Origin of the sequence: Enterobacter cloacae complex sp. IR5450, from assembly GCF_049238665.1 — a bacterium.
GTDB lineage: Bacteria > Pseudomonadota > Gammaproteobacteria > Enterobacterales > Enterobacteriaceae > Enterobacter > Enterobacter hormaechei_C.
Genome location: NZ_JBMKIC010000004.1, coordinates 39,905 through 58,646, shown reverse-complemented (window position 1 = coordinate 58,646; position 18,742 = coordinate 39,905). Strand labels below are relative to the sequence as shown.

Here is an 18,742-nt window from a genome sequence, read left to right as displayed (position 1 = left end):
CGGGTCTTCCTTCTCGCCAGACCCTGGCTCACCCCGGCCCCTCACTTTCCGCCGCCAGCAGCGGCACCACCACGTCGCTGATGGGCACCGCAATCCCGTGCCTGCGGCCATAGCGCTGGATCACGCCGTTGCGGATGTCCCACTCCATCGGGCGATCCGCCTGGCGGTCAGCGAGAATCGACGTACCTAAATCCACGGGCGCGCGTTGGAAGTTCGCCAGGATCTCCTCCGCCACCGCATCGTCCAGCTTCGCCCCTTCGGCGCGGGAGACGGTAAGCCCCTCGCGCAGGTAGGCCAGCGCCAGCTCGCTGATATCCTCGCGCCTGAACATCCCGGCGCGGCGATTGGCCAGCACCATCAGCCCGGCGACCGCGTTTTGCAGCAGCTTGCGCCAGGCAACGGTAGTGAAATCTGTCGAGAACTCAACGTCACAGCGCGTCCCGCGAAGCGCCTCGACCACCCGCTGCGCCTGCGGCACGGCCGGCAGCGTCAGGCGCGGTTTGGCGCGCAGCCAGACGGAGGCATCCGGCTCGCGCTGGGCAGGGAACCAGACCACCGAGGGCAGTACCGTTGCGCCATTAACCAAAGGCGCAAGCTGGGCTTTCTGCTCCACGCCGTTTTGCAGCGCGCAGACCACGGTGTTTTCATCGCACAGGGTTCGCAGCCACCCGGCGCTGTCGGCATTTTGCGTCGTTTTGACCGCCAAAAAAACGAGGTCAACGGGGCGCGTAATGACGCTGGGATCGGTGAGTACCGGACCGGGCACCACAATTTCACCCTCATCATGACGCAGGCGCAGTTCCGGATGCGCGGTGCGACCACACAGCAGCGGCGTGCGGCCCGCTTCATGCAGCACCGCGGCGATGGTGGTCCCAATCGCACTGGGTCCTGTCAGCGCAATGGTTGGATAGTCAGACATGGGGCACTCCCCTTTTGCTAAGCCTGCAATCAGTTATACCACCCTGAAAAGAGCGCGCCACGCCCATTGTCTATACTCAACTCATAACAGACAACGGAGTGCGCCATGCCCTTACCCGACTTCAAATCCTCTGAACCTTATACCCTTGGCATTGAGCTCGAACTTCAGGTGGTTAACCCGCCGGGTTACGATCTGAGCCAGGACTCCTCTGCCCTCATCGCCGCCGTCAAAGACGACATCAAAGGGGGCGAAGTCAAACACGACATCACCGAAAGCATGCTCGAAATCGCCACTGGCGTGTGTCAGACCATCGACCAGGCGGCAGCGCAGTTCTCGGTGATGCAGCAGAGCATCCTGCGCGCGGCGGCGGAGCATCACATCCAGATCTGCGGCGGCGGAACGCACCCGTTCCAGAAGTGGCAGCGTCAGGAGGTGTGTGACGACGAGCGCTATAACGTCACGCTGGAGCGCTTTGGCTATCTGATTTTGCAGGCAACGGTGTTCGGCCAGCACGTACACGTCGGCTGTCGGACCGGGGACGACGCAATTTATCTGCTACACGGCCTGTCGCGCTTTGTGCCGCACTTTATCGCCCTGGCCGCCGCATCACCGTATATGCAGGGCACGGACACGAAGTTCGCCTCATCGCGTCTTAACATCTTCTCGGGCTTCCCGGATAACGGACAGATGCCGTGGGTCAACAGCTGGCAGGAGTTCGAGGGGCTGTTTCGCCGCCTGAGCTCCACCAGCATGATCGACAGCATTAAGGATCTGCACTGGGACATCCGCCCCAGCCCGCATTTTGGCACCGTGGAGGTGCGGGTAATGGATACGCCGCTGACGCTCGGCCACGCGATTAACATCGCCGGGCTGATCCAGGCGACGTCGCACTGGCTGCTGACCACGCGGCCGTATAAGCATCAGGAACGGGATTTTCTGCTGTATCGCTTTAACCGTTTTCAGGCCTGTCGCTACGGGCTGGAAGGCATTCTGACAGACGTGCATACCGGCGAGCACAAAACCGTGGCGGAAGATATCGCCTGGCTGCTGGAGCAGGTTGCGCCGTCCGCCGAGAAGCTCGGCGCGACAAGCGCAATCAAGGAAATTGCCCTGCTGTTAAAGCAGGGCAAGAGCGAGGCGCAGCGCATGCGGGACTTTATCGCCGATGGCGGCTCGCTGATTTCTCTGGTGCAGAAGCACTGTGAGCTGTGGGCGACGAGTCCGTAAGGCCGTGGCCCCACTCGCGCAGGCGCTGGAACAGCACGAACAGCGCCGGGATGAACACTATCCCCACTACGGTCGCCACCAGCATGCCGCTGAAGACCGTAGTGCCGATGATGCGGCGGCTCTGGGCGCCCGCCCCGGTCGCCAGCATCATCGGCAGGACGCCGATAATGAACGACACGGCGGTCATCATTACCGCGCGGAAGCGGCGCGATGCCCCCTCCCGTGCGGCATCGACAATCGCCATTCCGTCCATGCGCCGGGCGCGGGCAAACTCCACGATAAGAATTGCGTTCTTGGCGGCGAGGGCTATCAGTAGCACCAGACCAATCTGCACATACACGTCGTTGGCGTAGCCCGCCAGCCACAGCCAGACCAGCGCCCCGCCGATGGCGAACAGCACCGAGAGCATCACGCTCGCCGGCAGCGTCCAGCTCTCATACTGGGCGACGAGGAACAGCCACGCCATCACCACCGCCGCCAGCACAATCCATATCGCCTGATTGCCGGTCTGCTGCTCCTGATACGACATGCCGCTCCAGGCGTAGTCGTACCCGGCTGACAGGTTTTCCGCCAGAATCTCACCCATCGCCGCCATTGCGGTGCTGCTGCTCACCCCTTCCGCTGCCGAGCCGCTCACCGATACCGACGGGAACTGGTTGTACTGCTGAATAAATGGCGCGCCGACGGTCGGCGTGATGGTGACGAGGTTGCTCAGACGCACCCGCTCGCCGCTGTTGCTGCGCACGAACAGCTCGCTGATTTGCTCCGCGCGCTCGCGCCACTGCATTTCGTTCTGCATCACTACGTGGTAGACGCGGTTGTTGACGCTGAAATCCCCGGCGCGCGTGCCGCCAAAGGCGGTTTGCAGGCTGCTGAAGATGCGTGACACCGGCACGTCGAGGCGGGCCGCGCGCTCGCGGTCAACGGTGAGCGTCATCTGCGGCACGTTGCTGCTCCAGGTGGTGAACACGCGGCTCAGCTGCGGGTGCTGGTTGGCTTTCGCCAGCACCTCACGCGTCACGCGCTCCAGCTCCGCCGGGCTTTGCCCCGCCTGCGCCTGAATGCGCAGGTCGAAGCCGGAGGCGTTGCCCAGCCCCGGCAGCGTCGGCGGCGCAAAGGTCATGATGGTGGCTTCCGGCAGGGCCAGCAGCTGTCGCTGAAGGGTGCCCATCACCTCATCCAGCGGCGGACGCTCGCTCCAGTCTTTGAGCATGATGGAGATAAACCCGCCGTTCGATGCGCTGGTGCCGTTGAGGATGTTAAACCCGGAGACCTGAATCACGTCTTCTACCGCCGGGTTTTTAGCGATCAGCTCGCGCGCGGTGGTCATCACCGCTTCGGTGCGCTCCAGCGAGGCTGCCTCCGGCAGTTGGACGCTGGCGAAGAAGTAGCCCTGATCCTCCTGGGGCAGGAAGCCCTTTGGCATCGACATAAAGCTGAATACCACCACCGCCGCCGCGCCTGCGGTGGCCAGCAGCGCCAGCCACGGACGGAGGTTGAACACGCTCACGATCCGGGTGTAAAGCGTGCGCGTGGCGTCCAGCCCGCGGTTGAACCCACGGAAAACGGCGGCGGGCTGTGCCGGACGCGGGCGCAGCAGCAGCGCGCAGAGCGCGGGCGTCAGGGTCAGCGCCACCAGGCTTGAGAGCGTGACGGCGGTCGAGAGCGTCACCGCAAACTGGCGGTATAGCTCGCCCACTATCCCTGGCAGGAGCGCCACCGGTACAAACACCGCCAGCAGCACCAGCGTGGTGGCAATCACTGGCCCGGCAATCTGGCGCAGCGCCAGCGCGGTCGCCGCCGTGCGGCTCTGCCCTTCCGCCATCAGGGTTTCGACGCTCTCCACCACCACGATGGCGTCATCCACCACCATGGTCAGCGCCAGAATGATGGCGAACAGGCTCAGCGTATTGGCGGAGTAGCCGAGCGTATAGAGCACCGCGAAGGTGCCCACCAGCGACACCGGAATGGCAAGGGCGACAATCAGCGTCGCGCGCCAGCTTTGCAGGAACAGGGACACCACGACCACCACCGCCAGCATCGTCAGCGCCAGCGAGACGCCAATCTCTTTGATGGTGGCGGCCACAAACGAGGTGGTGTCGAATTTGACTTCATAGACCAGATCGTCCGGGAAGCGCGTGGATAACCGTTCCAGCTCCGCGCGCACCGCATCGGCCACGCGCAGGGCGTTGGCGGACGGCGTCGGGTAGATGCCGAGGTAGGCGGAGTCGTGCCCGTTCAGCTGCGCGCCAGAGCTGTAGCTGCGCGAGCCAAGCTCGATGGTGGCGACGTCCTTCAGGCGCACCAGCTGCCCCATCTCCCCGGCGCGGATAATGATATTGGCAAAGCCGTCGGCCTGGTTTAAGCGCCCCAGCCCGTTAATGGTCAGCGTCTGCTGCTGGCCGTTAAACACCGGCGGCGTGCCGACCTGGCCCGCCGCCCCCTGCACGTTCTGCTCGCGCAGCGCCTGCGCCACGTCATCGCTGGTCACGTTCAGGGCGTTCATGCGGTCCGGCCTCAGCCAGATGCGCATGCTGTAGTCCCGTGCGCCAAACATCTGTACCTGCCCGACGCCCGGCAGACGCGACAGCGCCTCGCGCACCTGGGTGCTGGCGTAGTTGCTGACGAACAGCGGCGTGTGGGTGTTGTTCGGTGAGTAAAGGCTTACCCCCATCATCAGGTTGGTGGCCCGCTTGCGCACCTGCACGCCGTTTTGCTGCGCCTCGGTGGGCAGCTGCGCCACGGCCTGCGCCACGCGGTTCTGCACGTCGATGGCGGCAAGATCCGGATCGGTGCCCGCCGCAAAGGTGATGTTCAGGCTGTAAGAGCCCTCATCCGAACTGGTGGACTCCATATAGAGCATATGATCCACCCCGTTCAGCTGCGTCTCCAGCGGCGTGGCGATGGCCTCCGCCACGTCAGCCGAGCTGGCGCCCGGCCATGACGCTGACACATTCACGACCGGCGGGGTGATCTGCGGGTACTGCTCCACCGGAATAATCCTCAGCGCGATGCCCCCCAGCAGGGTGATGACCAGCGCAATCACCATCGCAAAGCGCGGGCGTTTGATGAAAAACGTCAGCATGATGGCTCCTTAATTCAATATCTGGACGGTTGCGCCTGGCTGCACGCGCTGCGCACCGTCAGTAATCGCTCGCTCACCGGGCTTCACGCCGGAGGCAATCTGGAACTGCTGGCCGATCTGCCCGGCGACCTTCAGCGGACGCATTTCGGCTTTATCCTCGGCGTTAATCACCCAGGCGAAGAACCCGTCGCCATTCTGCTGTACGGCAGCGGCGGGCAGAGTCAGCACCGGTAGCTCGCTTGCCGGACGCAGGTAAACGTTCACATTGCCGCCGGGCAGCAGCTGATGGCGCGGGTTGGTGAACTCGGCACGCAGCATCACGCTGGCGGTACGCGGGTCGATGCGGTTGTCCACGGAGGTGAGTTCCCCGCTGATGCGCTGGCCGTTGCTGTCAATCAGCGCCTGCCAGGCCTGCTTCATGGCGCTGATATCCGCATGCTGTCCGGCTTTGGTGGCAAACGCGCCCTCTTCCAGCGCAAAGGCGATGCGGATCGGATCGAGCTGCACCACCTCCACCAGCACACCGCTGGCAGGATTCACCAGGCTGCCGACGTGAAAGTTGCTGTGCCCCACGCGCCCGTCAATCGGCGAGGTGATGCGGGTGTAGTTCAGGGTGACGCTGCGGGTGTCGAGCCGGGCCTTGGCCTGCTCCAGCGCGGCGCTCGCCACGTCGCGCTGCATGCGGGCGTTGTCCACGTCGTGGCGGCTGATGGCGTTACTGCTGCCGAGGCTTTCGAAGCGGGACAGCTGCTGCTGTGCCTGACGCAGCGTGGCTTCGGCGCTTTTCACTTCGGCCTGCGCCAGGCGCAGGGCGGCGCGCGGCTCGGCGTCGTCCAGTTCGAACAACACGTCGCCTTTTTTCACATACTGGCCATCGCGGAAGTGGATTCTGGTGATGACGCCTTCCGTACGTGCACGCAGTTCAACGGTGTGGATAGCTTCAATGCGGCCCGGAATTTGGCGCTCGGCGGCGTGGGCGGTTTGCTCCACGGTGGCAACACGCACGGGAATGGCCGCGGCGAACGAGGGTTGCAGGGTGCAGGCGAGGAGCGCGAACAGGAGTGGGAATATCATTAAGAAGTACCTCGGCGTTGTTTTCCCTCACCCCGGCCCTCTCCCACAGGGAGAGGGCAGTCAGGGTTCCCTCTCCCTGTGGGAGAGGGTTAGGGTGAGGGCAAAAAGTTATGCAGCCTTACGGAACCTGCGGGTCAGTCGCTTCTCGATTTCGACGACGAAGAACATCACCCCAGCCACCGCCAGCGTCACGAACCAGTAGCGCAGCGGCAGCGCTTCGGTGCCGAACAGCATCTGCATAAACGGCAGGTAGATAATGGCCGCCTGGAGCAGGAACAGTACGCCCGTTACCAGCCAGATCCCTTTGTTCGCCAGCAGGCCGCGGTTCAGTGAGAACCCTTCAGTGTTGCGGCAGTTAATCATGTACACCCACTGGGCGCAGACCAGCATCTGGAGCAGCACGGTGCGGATGAACTCCGCGCTGTGGCCGCGCGGGGCCAGCCAGGCTTCCAGCGCAAAGGCGGCGATGGCAATCATGGTGCCGACGAAAGCCACGCGCCATACGGCGTAGGCGTCCATTACGTGCTGCCCGGTCTGGCGCGGCGGGCGGCGCATGATGTTGCGCTCGGCGGCCTCAAAGGCCAGGCCGAAGGAGAGCGTGGCGGAGGTCGCCATGTTCATCCACAGAATCAGCACCGGCGTCAGCGGAATGATGTTCCCCGCCAGCAGCGCAATCACAATTAAAAGCCCCTGCGCCAGGTTGGTCGGCATGATGAACAGAATGGTCTTCTTCAGGTTGTCGTAAACGCGACGCCCCTCTTTCACCGCGCTGGCGATGGTGGCGAAGTTATCGTCCGTCAGGACCATGTCCGCCGCCTCTTTGGTGACTTCCGTGCCTTTGATGCCCATCGCGATACCCACGTCCGCCTGGCGCAGCGCCGGCGCGTCGTTCACGCCGTCACCGGTCATACCGACGATTTCGCCTTTATCCTGCAACGCTTTCACCAGGCGCAGCTTATGCTCCGGGCTGGTACGGGCGAAGATGTCATACTTCACCGCCGCTTCCGCCAGCTCGGCGTCGTCCATTTTCTCCAGCTGATAGCCGGTAACCGCCTGCTCGCTGTTGGTGATCCCCAGCATCTGGCCGATGCTCATCGCCGTCTGCGGGTGATCGCCGGTGATCATCTTCACGCGGATCCCCGCCTGCTGGCAGGCGTTAATCGCGTCAATCGCTTCCGGACGCGGCGGATCCATCATCCCGGCGATGCCGAGGAAGATCAGGCCGTGGCTCAGATCGTCGTGAGTCAATGCCTGCTCGCCGTTCGCTGGCTTGAACGCCGCGGCGACCATGCGCAGCCCCTGACGCGCATAGCGCTCCATCTCCGTTTCCCAGTACGCGCGGTCAAAGGCTTGCGCACCGTTGCGGGTCTGCTGCTGCTCACACAGGGCGAAAATCACGTCCGGCGCGCCGGTGATCAAAATCTGCTCCTCACCGCCAATCTGGTAGTGGGTGCTCATGTACTTGTACTGAGAGTCGAACGGGATCTTGTTAACCAGCGTGGTCACGACCGGCTCGAGGTGGGCTTTGGCCGCCAGCACCTTCAGCGCGCCCTCGGTCGGGCCGCCGGTAATGCCCCACAGGCCGCGCTCGTCCTGAATCAGCTGGCTGTCGTTACACAGGTCGATGGTGCGCAGGTACTGCTCCAGTACGGTGCCCGGCTGGATCTGCACCGGCTCATCGCTGCCTTCGAGATAGATGTTGCCCACCGGCTCGTAGCTGTTGCCGTCCACGCGGTAGCAGGTGTCGGCGGTGATGATGGCTTTCACCGTCATCTCGTTCATGGTCAGGGTGCCGGTTTTATCCGAGCAGACCACGGTCATCGCGCCCAGGGTTTCAACCGTCGGCAGCTTGCGGATAATCGCCCGCTTGCGCGCCATCGCCTGTACGCCCAGAGAGAGGATGATGGAGATAATTGCCGGCAGACCTTCCGGTACGGAGGCGACCGCCAGGCTAATCAGGGAGAGCAGCAGCTCGCCCATCGGGATCTCGCGGAACACCAGGCTGAAGACAAACAGCGCGGCCATCATCGCCAGAATGATGGCGAAGATCGCTTTGCCCAGCTTGTCCATCTGCACCAGCAGCGGGGTGCGGTGTTTTTCAATGCCCGCCATCATCTGGTTGATGTGGCCGAGTTCGGTCTCCTGGCCCGTGGCAATGACCACGCCCACGCCGCCGCCCGCGCTGACCGTCGTACCGGAAAAGACCAGGTTCGTGCGGTCGCCCAGCGGTAATTCGCCGCTCAGCGGGTTCGTGTGTTTATCCACCACGGTGGATTCACCGGTCAGAATAGCCTCTTCCACGCGTAAATTATGCGCTTCGATTAAGCGCATATCCGCCGGAATACGATCTCCTGCGCGCAACACAATAATATCGCCCGGGACGATTTCCGTCGTCGGGATAGTTTCATGGTTGCCGTTACGAATAACGCGCGCCTCGCTGGAGAGCATATTGCGAATACTCTTCAGGGATTTTTCCGCGTTACTTTCCTGAATGTGGCCAATTAAGGCATTGATTACCGCCACGCCCAGAATAACCAGCGTATCAACCCAGTGTCCCATTACTGCCGTTAATACGGCGGCTGCCAGCAGGACGTAAATCAGGACATCGTTAAAATGCGCGAGAAAACGCAGCCAGCCCGGCTTGCCTTTTTTCTCCGGCAGCGCGTTCGGGCCATGCTTCTGTAAACGCGCCTGCACCTCGGCGCGGTCCAGGCCATTAGCCTGGCTCTGCGCCTGAGCAAGCACCTGCTCTACGGTCTGCTGGTACGCCTGCCCGCCTGCGGGTGGCATATTCTGCGAGAAATTTTTTTTGGTCATGGTATTTTTCCTTCAATATCCGGTGGACGGAAGCCGGAATTCCTTTCTGGCTTTAAATAATTCATTTTTAAGTCTTGCGGGTTAAATTGATCTACCGCAATATATTGACTACCCGGTTATTCAAAACTGATTAAAATTATTTCGACGCGTTGATTTTTACAAAATATTTCTAAACCAACACTAAACGAGGAGGAAGCATGTTTGGTATTTATCGCGGACGGCGTCTGGCGTTATACATTGTCGCAGCCATTGTTATTGCGACGTTAATTGGATATAGCACCTATAGCTTTGTAAAATTATTTTCGTGAGAAAGACGTTTATTTACATAACGCGATATTAATTTAATCGCCCCGAAAATATTATCTGTTTTCTGTTATTAATTCGCAGAATAACGGTGGCCTTTCACCCAATTTTGCCAGCAGGGATGATATTGCTTTACGTTTCAGGATGCCGGACAATGACATTTTTAACTGACGATTAACATTACGATGAAACACCCGTTAGAATCGCTGCTCACCGCAGGGGGCATTTTGCTGATGGCCCTGCTCTCCTGCCTGCTGTTACCTGCGCCGTCGCTGGGTCTGGTGCTGGCGCAGAAGCTGGTTCAGACCTTTCATATGGTCGATCTGAATCAGCTGTACACCATTCTGTTCTGTCTGTGGTTTTTGGTGCTCGGTGCCATCGAATTCTTTATCCTGCGTTTCATCTGGCGCCGCTGGTTTTCACTGGCGTCGTAAGCCAGTGAGATCGCGCATCCCGTGGATCAGCGCTTCACACCAGGCCGCGTAGTCGTGGCCGCTGGATGAGGGGTGGAAGCTGACGCGGTAGCCTTTTTTCCTCAGCACCTGTTCAAAATCCTGCGTGGTGCGATAGATGCCGCCGCCCGGCCCCGCGGTTTCAAACTTCCCGGCCTGTAACCAGAAGCGCACCGGATACGGTGGAGACTGTTGGTACTGACGCGTCAGCCAGCCGGGAGTGTCACCTTCCGGCGCCCACCAGTATGAACCGGAAAGGCTCAGCACGTTGCCAAACAGGCGCGGATAGCGCAGCGCCACCCATGAAGAGGCAATTCCCCCGTAGCTGGATCCTGCCAGTACGGTTTTCTGCCGCTGCATGCCGATGCCCTTCCCCCGCAGCCACGGCAGCAGCTCGTGCGCCATAAAGTCAGCAAAATCCGGGTTCGGCGGCAGCTCGTTGCCGCGACGGGCGTGATCGAGGCTGTCGATAAACACCACGTTAATCGGTGGCAGGTGATGCCGGGCAATCAGACCGTCCAGCACGTTGGCAAAATGGTATTCGTCCTGATAAACCTGTCCGTCGAAAAGGATGAGCGTCCAGCGTGCAGGCTGTGCGCCGCGCGGTTTGTAGATCATCACGTCGCGGGCGTTGCCAAGGATGTGGCTGGAAAAACTCTGACGGCTCAACGTCCCGTGCACCAGCGGCTTTGCCGTAGCCCGAACGGAGCAGTAGCGCGCCGGGCTGAGATCGAGCAGCGAATAGCGATTCCAGCGATCGGTCTTCTGCTCCCCGAAGGTATTCGGGTTAAGCGGATCGGCCTGCGCGCTTACCAGGATGGCGCGGCGTTGATCGCGTGTGGAACCCTCGACGATCGGCACATCGGGCGCGAGCTTGTACTGCATTACCGTATCAGCGGGGACTACATAGCTGCGGAACCAGACGTCGCTGTTGCCCAGGCGGAACAGCGGATCGTGATCCCCCGCCGGAGAGCCGAGAATGAAGACGTTATCCCGCGCGCCGCGCCACAGAAAGGTCACGCGCTTATGGCTCGCATCTACCGGCTCCACCATCGGCGTTCCCTGTCGACGCTGCGCCTGCCAGAACGCCTCGGTAGTTCCACCGGCAGAAATGACGCTTGCCAGCGCCTTCAGCGTCGGGCTTTCAGGCGCCAGCATCTGCACGCGTGGTAACGGAGAGGTCTCTTTCATCCGCCACTGAAAACGCCACGGCTTACCGGCTTCTCCGTGTAGCACCAGCGAGGTGTTCTGTTTCACCGGCAGGGCAAACAGCAGCGTGTGTTCCCCGTCCGCAGGACCATTTTCGATCAGCGTGCGGATGCGGCGGTTTTGCCCATCAAGCAGGCGCGCATCCGTCACGCCATTCAGCGTGGCGGAAACATAGTTTTCACCCAGTTCAGGCAGGGAGAAGCAGACTTCGCCGCTGGCATCAAACTTTCCCTGAATATCGCCCTGCCGGGACGTCTGCTCGCACGTTGCCGCCACGGCGGGCAGCGCGCCGATCCCCAACAGCAACCCACTCCATACCCTCTTCATTACCGCTTGTTCCCCAACGAAATTTGTTAACAACGCTAATGCAAATGGTAATAATTTGCAATATCATCAACGGCGATTTACCGGTGATTTTATGGCGATAGCAACCAAGGACGTTCAATAAAAATGTTTAAAAATAATAAGATAATGCGGCTCTGGCTACTGAGTCTGGCGACGACCAGCGTCGCGGCTCAGGCAGAAACGAAAGAAGAAACGATTACGGTGACGCAGGGCGTGAGTGAAGAGCCCACTGCGCCCGTAAAAGGCATTGTGGCGACGAAAACGCTCTCGGCCACCAAGACCAGCGCGGAGATCGTGAAGACGCCGCAGTCGGTATCGGTGATCACCCGCGATCAGATGAACATGCAGGACGTCACCTCCGTTTCGCAGGCGCTGCGCTACTCGGCGGGCGTGTTTACCGAGTACCGGGGCTCGTCTAACCGTAACGACGAGGTGTTTGTGCGCGGCTTTAGCTACGTGCCGAAATTCCTCGACGGCTTAAGCTTTGGCGCAACGGCCTCATCACAGACGGGCACAGTTGACCCGTGGCTGCTGGAGCGCGTGGAGCTGGTGCGCGGCCCGGCCTCGGTCCTGTTTGGACAGGTGAATCCTGGCGGGTTAATCAGCATGACCAGCAAGCGCCCGACGGCGGAGGCCATTCAAAACGTGCAGTTCCGCACCGGCAATAACGATCTCGCCGAAGGTGCGTTTGATTTCGGCGGCAGGCTGAGCGACGACGGCCGCGTGCTGTATCGCGTGAACGGTATCGCCCGTACGCAGCATAATCAGGTGGACGATTATAAAGAGACGCGGATGGCGATCGCCCCGGCAATCACCTGGTACCCTAACGATCAGACCCGCTTTACGCTGCTGACCAGCTACCAGAAAGATCCGGATGCCGGATACCGCAACTTCCTGCCCGCGTATGGCACGGTGAAAAGTGCCGACGGGAAGTACATCCCGCGCGATTTTAACGTCAGCGATCCGAATTACAATCAATCCTGGCGCGAGCAGACGATGATTGGCTACGAGCTGGAACACCAGTTCGCCGACAACCTCACCTTCCGCCAGAACGCCCGTTACGCCACCATCAAGCAGAAATATCGTTATCTGGTTTACGCCAACAGCGCGGCCAACAGCACGGTGTTGACCCGTCGCGCCCAGCGTGAAGCGCGCACGACCAACGAATTTGGCCTTGATAACCAGCTGGAATATCAGCTGGAGACCGGAAGCGTCAGCCACACCCTGCTCGGCGGGTTTGATTACAAGACCTGCAAGGATAAACAGCTGCTGGCGCGCGGGAGCGGCTCACAGTATGACCTTGACTGGACAAACCCGGTTTACGGCGTGAACGTGGATGAAAGTACCTTCAAAACGGCGTCCGACGAGCAGCAAAATCTCGACCAGATGGGCCTGTATCTTCAGGAGCAGATGAGCTGGAATAACTGGGAGTGGCTGGTTTCCGGGCGCTACGACTGGAGCGAAGTGCGTACCAGCGACTTCACCGATAACAGCGTTACGCAGCAGAACGACAGCAAATTTACCTGGCGCACTGGCCTGCTGTACGCGTTTGATTCTGGCCTGTCGCCGTACATCAGCTACAGCACCTCGTTTGAACCGAACCTGCAAACCAACCGTGCGCCGGGCGTTGCGCCCTTCAGGCCTACTACCGGGGAGCAGACCGAGATTGGCGTGAAATATCAGCCGGTCGACACCACGCTGATGACCCTGGCGCTGTACGATTTAACTCAGAACAACGTCGCGACCTATAACAGCGCTGAAGGCTGGTTCGAAAATGCGGGCAAGGTGCGTTCGAAAGGCGCTGAAGCGGAAATCCACGCCACGCTGATGGATAACATCAACCTGATTGGCTCCTACACTTACACCGATGCAAAAACCGAAAGCACCACGGTGGCGGGAACTGAAGGCAAAACGCCTGCGCGCATTCCGGCACATATGGCATCGGCGTTCGCCAGCTATACCGTTCCGGGCGGCGCGCTGAAGAGCCTGACCGCTGGCGTGGGGATGCGCTACATCGGCACCAGCTACGGCGATGCGAAGAATACCTTCAAGGTGCCATCGGTGGATCTGTATGACGCGATGCTGCGCTACGACCTGGGCGAGATGAACCGCAGCCTGAAAGGGGCAAGCGTGCAGTTCAACGTCAATAACGTGGCAGACACAAAGTATGTGGCGTCGTGCGCAAGCGATACGGCGTGCTTCTACGGGATTGGCCGGACGGTGACGGCGACGGTGAATTACAGCTGGTAAGCATGGTGCTGTCTGATCCCCTCACCCTAACCCTCTCCCCAAAGGGGAGAGGGGACGATTACGCCCTCGCCCCTTTGGGGAGAGGGCCGGGGTGAGGGGATGTTTTTCAGTGCGCCCGACCGTGGTTTTCTTTGCGGTACGCACCGGGCGGCTGGTTGAAGGTGCGGGTAAAGATGCGGGTAAACGTCTGCTGCGAGTCAAACCCGTAGCGCAGGCAGATATCGTACACGCGCTCGTCTGACTCACGCAGATCGCGCGCCGCCATCAGCAGCTTGCGTTCGCGGATGTAGCGCCCCAGACTTTCGCCTTTGTACTGCATAAACAGCCGCTGTAAATGCCATTTTGAGTAACCCGCATGGCGGGCAATCTCTTCGATGCGTAACGGCTGGTGTAGATTGTCATCAATCCATTCGACAATCGTATCAATGACCTGAGCGGAAATCGTCATACTGCTCTCCCCCTCTGTTTCTCGCTTAAACATTATTCCCACCACTCGCGAAATTGTTGCGTGGTATCACTCACCCGCACGGGCTCGCCCAGCTCCGGCGTCAGCAGCCGGTAGTTTTTATCCTTGCTGGCTTTCGCCAGCTGGATCAGTGGATCGTTCCAGGTATGTTTCGCCAGCACAAAACGCCCGTTATGTCCCGGTACGACCGCCCTGGCATTGAGATCTGCCGAGGCCTGCGCCGTTTCCGCCGGATGCATATGGATGTACTTCCAGTCCTGGTCGTACTGCCCGTTTTCCATAATGGCTAAGTCCACTCCGCCAAACTGCTCGCCAATAGCCTTGAAGTGCGGGCCGTAACCGGAGTCTCCGCTGTAGTAAACCTTTCGCTTTGGGGTGACAAACATAAAGCTCCCCCACAGGGTCTGGTTACGCTTAATGCCGCGCCCGGAAAAATGGCGCGCGGGCAGAACATGTACCGTCAGCGCATCGCTGATATGCACCGACTGGTTCCAGTCCCGCTCGTCGATTATCTCCGGGGTCATCCCCCAGTAGCGCAGATGCGAACCCACGCCCAGCGGCGTGACCACGCGCTTAACCTTCGGCAGCAGCGCCTTGATGGTGGCGTAATCCAGATGGTCATAGTGATCGTGGGAGATAATCAGCAGGTCGATCTCCGGCATGCTCTCCGCACGCCACGGGTACTCCCCCGCAAACGCTTTATTGAGAAACGAGAACGGTGCGGCGTAGCTACTCAGAACCGGATCGATCAGGATGCGTTTCCCTGCAAGCTGCATATACCATGAGGAGTGGCCTAGCCACACCAGCGTGTCCTGTTCAGGCGACAGGCTCGCCAGATCGGTTTTCACCAGCGGCAGCGGCTGCGCAGGACGGGCGTTTTCGGTTTTACGGGTAAGGAACTGCCACCACGCCACCAGCATATTTTGTTGCCCGGTAAAGCCCGGCGTAGGGAGCGTGTTATGGAATTGCCCGTCGCGATAGTGCGGAGAGGCTTCCACTTCAGAGAGCTGCGCACCCTGCGGTGGCTGGCCAAATCCGGCATTCAGTACAAACGGTAAACTGGCAGCTGAAGCAATAATCATGACTAACACCACGCAGATGAATAGAGGCTTTTTCATTTCCTGACCCGCCTGCGCGCCCCATCCGATGGTTTGCGCGGGTGATACTTGATTATGAGTGAGTAAGCACTCATTATAGATAGGATGATTACGCCGTCAAGAAGGTTTTCGATCTTTGACATTCCGCGTTGCAGCGTATCAAGGCTCGTGTTTCAATCAGGGCTTTTACAATTGACGGGAGGAAAAATTTAGTGGCACGTCCGAAGAGTGAAGATAAAAAACAGGCCTTACTGGAAGCAGCAACGGCTGCGTTTGCGCAGTCAGGTATTGCCGCCTCAACGGCGTTAATTGCCCGTAATGCGGGCGTCGCTGAAGGGACACTGTTTCGCTACTTTGCTACTAAAGACGATCTGCTGAATGCCCTCTACCTGCATCTGAAGCAGGATCTCTGCCAGACCATGCTGGCGAATCTCGATCGCACCATCACCGAGCCAAAAGAGCATACCCGCAATATCTGGAACAGCTATGTGGACTGGGGCATTCGTAACCCCCTGGCGCATGCGGCTATCCGTCAGATTGGCGTCAGTGAAAAGCTGAACGCCGAAACCGAGCAGGCGGTGAAAGACATGTTCCCGGAACTGCATGAACTGTGTCGTCGTTCGATCCGCCCGGTGTTTATGTCTGACGAGTTTAAGACCTTCGGTGATGCAATGTTCTTATCGCTGGCTGAAACCACCATGGAGTTTGCCGCCCGCGATCCGTCCCGTGCCGTCGATTTTAAAGCGCTGGGCTTTGAAGCCATGTGGCGCGGGCTTGCTGAGGAAGATAACCATGGACAGTAAATCCTTGCAGGAACATGCCAGACGCGTCGCGCTGGAGATGCCTTTTACCGAACATTGCTGGCCGTTTGGCCCGGAGTATGACGTGTTTAAGGTGGGCGGGAAAATTTTTATGCTGATGGCGACCGCACACGGTCGGGCCCACGTCAGCCTGAAATCCGATCCGGAAAAATCGCTGCTCAATCAGCAGATCTACCGTGGCGTGGAGCCCGGTTACCATCTGAATAAAAAACACTGGATCTCCCTTTATGGCACGGACGACATCACGCCTGAACTGGTCACCGACCTGATTACGGATTCGTGGAATCTGGTCGTTGATAAACTGCCGAAAAAAGATCAGAAGTGGATTCGCCCAGCCTGATTGTTCGTCTCAGACGAACAGAATAAGCGCTCGAATCGCACTTATCTTTTCCCGCTTCGCGCGGTAATCTGCTTTCCTTTCACGCCCGCCCGCGGGCGAATTTCATCACCAGGAGTTGTTATGGATATTATTTCTGTCGCCCTGAAACGCCACTCTACCAAGGCGTTCGACCCAGCCAAAAAACTGACCGCAGAAGAAGCGGAAAAAATCAAAACGCTGCTGCAATACAGCCCGTCCAGCACCAACTCCCAGCCGTGGCACTTTATTGTTGCCAGCACTGAAGAGGGTAAAGCGCGCGTGGCAAAATCCGCGGCGGGCACCTATGTGTTTAACGAACGCAAAATGCTGGATGCCTCTCACGTAGTAGTGTTCTGCGCGAAAACCGCGATGGACGATGCCTGGCTTGAGCGCGTTGTCGATCAGGAAGAAGCCGATGGCCGTTTCAACACGCCAGAAGCAAAAGCCGCGAACCACAAAGGCCGCTGCTATTTTGCCGACATGCACCGCGTGGATCTGAAAGATGACGACCAGTGGATGGCGAAGCAGGTTTACCTGAACGTCGGCAACTTCCTGCTGGGCGTGGCCGCGATGGGCCTGGATGCGGTACCAATCGAAGGGTTTGACGCCGCGATCCTCGACGAAGAGTTTGGCCTGAAAGAGAAAGGCTTCACCAGCCTGGTGGTGGTCCCGGTCGGGCATCACAGCGTGGAAGATTTCAACGCCACGCTGCCGAAATCTCGCCTGCCGCTGAGCACGATTGTAACTGAGTGCTAAGCGCTTCTGGCACGCCGGCTATCGGCGTGCCCGTTTTCAGTAAAGCGTTATCTGCGGATGCTTTACCCCGCACACCAGCGCATAACGCGTTAATGTATCGAGACTCGCCCGGGTAATATTTGCTTCCATTCGTGATACCGTCGGTGCGCTGACGCCCATCCGCTCCGCCACCTGGGCGCGCGTCAGACCAGCATGATTGCGCCATTGCGCCAGCATCTCCCGCAGGCGTTCCTTGCGCTCTTCTGCATCAAAGGAAGCCTGAACTTCTGAATCGCTTAACAGTTCAGCTCTGAGTTCATCCCAGTCAATAATCTTCTTGCTCATCCAACATCTCCTGTTGTCGTTTCAGTGCCAGACGGAGTTCAGCAGAGGGCGTTTTTTGCGTCTTCTTGATAAACATCCGCAGGCAATGAGAGGATCTCCTCCCTGACTGCCGCATGAACGATAAGTCTGAACACTGTATGTCATCCCTGATAATATTAGCATGTAAGGCAATTTGCATTAAAGGCTAATTTTGCCTTTCGTGATTCACCTTACCAGCTTATTCCAGGCAGGACCGGATCAGCGTTGATTCCCTGAAAGCCCCTCGCAAAAAAATTTATATCCCCTGCTCCGCCAGCCACGCCATCGCCCTCTCCCCTGCCTCATCCACGGGTAAATAGACCAGCAGCCGCGATCCGTTTCGCGGGGCGGAGTACCAGTACATCTGCTGGAGATGAAAATCCCCCAGCTCGGGATGGGTGAACAGCTTGAGCTGGTTCTCCACGCCGCGCACGTCGTTACGCTGGTGCCACAGGGTTTTGAACTCTTCGGACACCGCAAAAAAACGCGCCAGCTTCGCTTCCCAGAGCGGGTCGCCACGGTGCTCAGCCATTGCCGCGCGGAAGTAGGAGACGAAAATCGGCAGCACGTCGTCACGTTTGCCGAGCCGCGCGCGCCACGCCGGATGGGTGAGGAACAGGTAAATACAGTTGCGATCTTCCGGCGGGATAGCGTTGAAATCGACACCCATCAGGTGTCCGAAGCTGTCGTTCCACGCCACGATATCAAAGTTCGGTTTCTGAATGCTGGCGGGTTTCGGCATCAGGGTATCCAGCAGGCGACGCGTGCCTTCGCTGATCCCCTCACAGCACACCGCCTGCGGGGCTTCGCCCGGCGGCAAACCGGCGAGCACAAAAAGATGCCGGGCTTCGGTCGGGGTGCATTGCAGCGCTTTTGCGATGGCGGCCATCACCGCGCTGGACGGATTGACGTCCCGGCCCTGTTCCAGCCAGGTGTACCAGGTCACGCCGACATCCGCGAGCATCGCCACCTCTTCCCGGCGCAGGCCCGGCGTGCGGCGGCGACCGCTGCGCGGTAAGCCGAGGCGCTGCGGATCGAGGCTTTCGCGCCGGGCACGCAAAAACGCGCCCAGCTGCTTGCGGGTGTCATCCTGGAGAGAGGTGACAGGTTCAGACATCAGCGCCATAACATCTCCTGCATGGTAGTGCCAGTACCAGTATAAGCAAGAACTGGTACCCGTTTATCAGATGGTTGATGCTACGACTCTACGCTGTTTGACGC

At 59.5% G+C, this 18,742-nt stretch carries 15 protein-coding genes and 1 pseudogene; 6 read left to right on the top strand and 10 right to left on the bottom strand.

Annotation, left to right across the window (positions count from 1 at the left end):
- Nucleotides 1-28: 28 nt before the first annotated feature.
- Nucleotides 29-919: an oxidoreductase gene (locus tag ACOTYB_RS05355; protein ID WP_421765766.1), complete on the bottom strand. Its 891-nt coding sequence runs from the start codon at nt 917-919 to the stop codon at nt 29-31.
- A gap of 105 nt (nt 920-1,024) precedes the next feature.
- On the opposite strand from ACOTYB_RS05355, the gene ACOTYB_RS05350 reads away from it, so the two are divergent.
- Nucleotides 1,025-2,146 (top strand): YbdK family carboxylate-amine ligase, encoded by a 1,122-nt coding sequence (locus ACOTYB_RS05350; RefSeq protein WP_023324277.1) that lies wholly within the window; start codon nt 1,025-1,027, stop codon nt 2,144-2,146.
- Here ACOTYB_RS05350 and ACOTYB_RS05345 read toward each other — a convergent pair.
- From ACOTYB_RS05345 to ACOTYB_RS05335, 3 genes are all read right to left on the bottom strand, one after another.
- Nucleotides 2,076-5,231, bottom strand: coding sequence for an efflux RND transporter permease subunit (locus ACOTYB_RS05345; protein WP_409248768.1), 3,156 nt, complete (start codon nt 5,229-5,231; stop codon nt 2,076-2,078). The genes ACOTYB_RS05350 and ACOTYB_RS05345 overlap by 71 nt on opposite strands.
- Nucleotides 5,232-5,240: 9 nt before the next feature.
- Complete coding sequence (locus ACOTYB_RS05340) at nt 5,241-6,305, bottom strand: efflux RND transporter periplasmic adaptor subunit (RefSeq protein WP_220153634.1); 1,065 nt, start codon at nt 6,303-6,305, stop codon at nt 5,241-5,243.
- A 108-nt stretch (nt 6,306-6,413) separates the two neighbouring features.
- The gene (locus tag ACOTYB_RS05335; protein WP_126525249.1) at nt 6,414-9,122 is read right to left on the bottom strand and encodes a cation-transporting P-type ATPase; all 2,709 of its coding nucleotides are present in this window, start codon (nt 9,120-9,122) and stop codon (nt 6,414-6,416) included.
- Between the two features lie 488 nt (nt 9,123-9,610).
- On the opposite strand from ACOTYB_RS05335, the gene ACOTYB_RS05330 reads away from it, so the two are divergent.
- Nucleotides 9,611-9,859 (top strand): DUF1158 domain-containing protein, encoded by a 249-nt coding sequence (locus ACOTYB_RS05330; protein ID WP_003858875.1) that lies wholly within the window; start codon nt 9,611-9,613, stop codon nt 9,857-9,859.
- On the opposite strand, the gene ACOTYB_RS05325 is transcribed toward ACOTYB_RS05330, so the two are convergent.
- Nucleotides 9,845-11,413, bottom strand: coding sequence for an alpha/beta hydrolase-fold protein (locus tag ACOTYB_RS05325; protein ID WP_126525247.1), 1,569 nt, complete (start codon nt 11,411-11,413; stop codon nt 9,845-9,847). The genes ACOTYB_RS05330 and ACOTYB_RS05325 overlap by 15 nt on opposite strands.
- Before the next feature lie 123 nt (nt 11,414-11,536).
- Between ACOTYB_RS05325 and ACOTYB_RS05320 the strand changes: the two genes are divergently transcribed.
- Complete coding sequence (locus tag ACOTYB_RS05320) at nt 11,537-13,681, top strand: TonB-dependent siderophore receptor (RefSeq protein ID WP_220153632.1); 2,145 nt, start codon at nt 11,537-11,539, stop codon at nt 13,679-13,681.
- Between the two features lie 106 nt (nt 13,682-13,787).
- Here ACOTYB_RS05320 and ACOTYB_RS05315 read toward each other — a convergent pair whose 3' ends face one another.
- Together ACOTYB_RS05315 and ACOTYB_RS05310 are read right to left on the bottom strand one after the other, a co-directional pair.
- The gene (locus ACOTYB_RS05315; protein WP_003858880.1) at nt 13,788-14,129 is read right to left on the bottom strand and encodes a RamA family antibiotic efflux transcriptional regulator; all 342 of its coding nucleotides are present in this window, start codon (nt 14,127-14,129) and stop codon (nt 13,788-13,790) included.
- A 32-nt stretch (nt 14,130-14,161) separates the two neighbouring features.
- Complete coding sequence (locus tag ACOTYB_RS05310; protein ID WP_126525245.1) at nt 14,162-15,265, bottom strand: RomA family MBL fold metallo-hydrolase; 1,104 nt, start codon at nt 15,263-15,265, stop codon at nt 14,162-14,164.
- 191 nt (nt 15,266-15,456) lie between these two features.
- Here ACOTYB_RS05310 and ACOTYB_RS05305 point away from each other — a divergent pair, with 191 nt between their 5' ends.
- From ACOTYB_RS05305 to nfsB, 3 genes are all read left to right on the top strand, one after another.
- Nucleotides 15,457-16,047 (top strand): TetR/AcrR family transcriptional regulator, encoded by a 591-nt coding sequence (locus ACOTYB_RS05305; RefSeq protein WP_003858882.1) that lies wholly within the window; start codon nt 15,457-15,459, stop codon nt 16,045-16,047.
- Complete coding sequence (locus tag ACOTYB_RS05300) at nt 16,037-16,405, top strand: MmcQ/YjbR family DNA-binding protein (protein ID WP_003858883.1); 369 nt, start codon at nt 16,037-16,039, stop codon at nt 16,403-16,405. The genes ACOTYB_RS05305 and ACOTYB_RS05300 overlap by 11 nt, the downstream gene beginning before the upstream one ends.
- A gap of 120 nt (nt 16,406-16,525) precedes the next feature.
- Complete coding sequence (gene nfsB, locus ACOTYB_RS05295) at nt 16,526-17,179, top strand: oxygen-insensitive NAD(P)H nitroreductase (RefSeq protein ID WP_023324270.1); 654 nt, start codon at nt 16,526-16,528, stop codon at nt 17,177-17,179.
- Nucleotides 17,180-17,215: 36 nt separating this feature from the next.
- Here nfsB and ACOTYB_RS05290 read toward each other — a convergent pair whose 3' ends face one another.
- The 3 genes and pseudogenes from ACOTYB_RS05290 to ACOTYB_RS05280 form a co-directional block, all read right to left on the bottom strand.
- Nucleotides 17,216-17,503 (bottom strand): helix-turn-helix domain-containing protein, encoded by a 288-nt coding sequence (locus ACOTYB_RS05290; protein ID WP_015571209.1) that lies wholly within the window; start codon nt 17,501-17,503, stop codon nt 17,216-17,218.
- Nucleotides 17,484-17,585 (bottom strand): annotated as a pseudogene (locus ACOTYB_RS05285) (type II toxin-antitoxin system RelE/ParE family toxin); the annotation flags it as partial. The pseudogene ACOTYB_RS05285 and the gene ACOTYB_RS05290, both read right to left, overlap by 20 nt.
- Nucleotides 17,586-17,777: 192 nt before the next feature.
- Nucleotides 17,778-18,647: a helix-turn-helix transcriptional regulator gene (locus ACOTYB_RS05280; RefSeq protein ID WP_003858886.1), complete on the bottom strand. Its 870-nt coding sequence runs from the start codon at nt 18,645-18,647 to the stop codon at nt 17,778-17,780.
- Between the last annotated feature and the right edge of the window lie 95 nt (nt 18,648-18,742).

What these genes read in the sequence shown, in the direction of transcription:
- ACOTYB_RS05355 (WP_421765766.1), bottom strand. Translation starts at nt 919, where the DNA reads ATGTCTGACTATCCAACCATTGCGCTGACAGGACCCAGTGCGATTGGG.
- ACOTYB_RS05350 (WP_023324277.1), top strand. Translation starts at nt 1,025, where the DNA reads ATGCCCTTACCCGACTTCAAATCCTCTGAACCTTATACCCTTGGCATT.
- ACOTYB_RS05345 (WP_409248768.1), bottom strand. Translation starts at nt 5,231, where the DNA reads ATGCTGACGTTTTTCATCAAACGCCCGCGCTTTGCGATGGTGATTGCG.
- ACOTYB_RS05340 (WP_220153634.1), bottom strand. Translation starts at nt 6,305, where the DNA reads ATGATATTCCCACTCCTGTTCGCGCTCCTCGCCTGCACCCTGCAACCC.
- ACOTYB_RS05335 (WP_126525249.1), bottom strand. Translation starts at nt 9,122, where the DNA reads ATGACCAAAAAAAATTTCTCGCAGAATATGCCACCCGCAGGCGGGCAG.
- ACOTYB_RS05330 (WP_003858875.1), top strand. Translation starts at nt 9,611, where the DNA reads ATGAAACACCCGTTAGAATCGCTGCTCACCGCAGGGGGCATTTTGCTG.
- ACOTYB_RS05325 (WP_126525247.1), bottom strand. Translation starts at nt 11,413, where the DNA reads ATGAAGAGGGTATGGAGTGGGTTGCTGTTGGGGATCGGCGCGCTGCCC.
- ACOTYB_RS05320 (WP_220153632.1), top strand. Translation starts at nt 11,537, where the DNA reads ATGTTTAAAAATAATAAGATAATGCGGCTCTGGCTACTGAGTCTGGCG.
- ACOTYB_RS05315 (WP_003858880.1), bottom strand. Translation starts at nt 14,129, where the DNA reads ATGACGATTTCCGCTCAGGTCATTGATACGATTGTCGAATGGATTGAT.
- ACOTYB_RS05310 (WP_126525245.1), bottom strand. Translation starts at nt 15,265, where the DNA reads ATGAAAAAGCCTCTATTCATCTGCGTGGTGTTAGTCATGATTATTGCT.
- ACOTYB_RS05300 (WP_003858883.1), top strand. Translation starts at nt 16,037, where the DNA reads ATGGACAGTAAATCCTTGCAGGAACATGCCAGACGCGTCGCGCTGGAG.
- nfsB (WP_023324270.1), top strand. Translation starts at nt 16,526, where the DNA reads ATGGATATTATTTCTGTCGCCCTGAAACGCCACTCTACCAAGGCGTTC.
- ACOTYB_RS05290 (WP_015571209.1), bottom strand. Translation starts at nt 17,503, where the DNA reads ATGAGCAAGAAGATTATTGACTGGGATGAACTCAGAGCTGAACTGTTA.
- ACOTYB_RS05280 (WP_003858886.1), bottom strand. Translation starts at nt 18,647, where the DNA reads ATGGCGCTGATGTCTGAACCTGTCACCTCTCTCCAGGATGACACCCGC.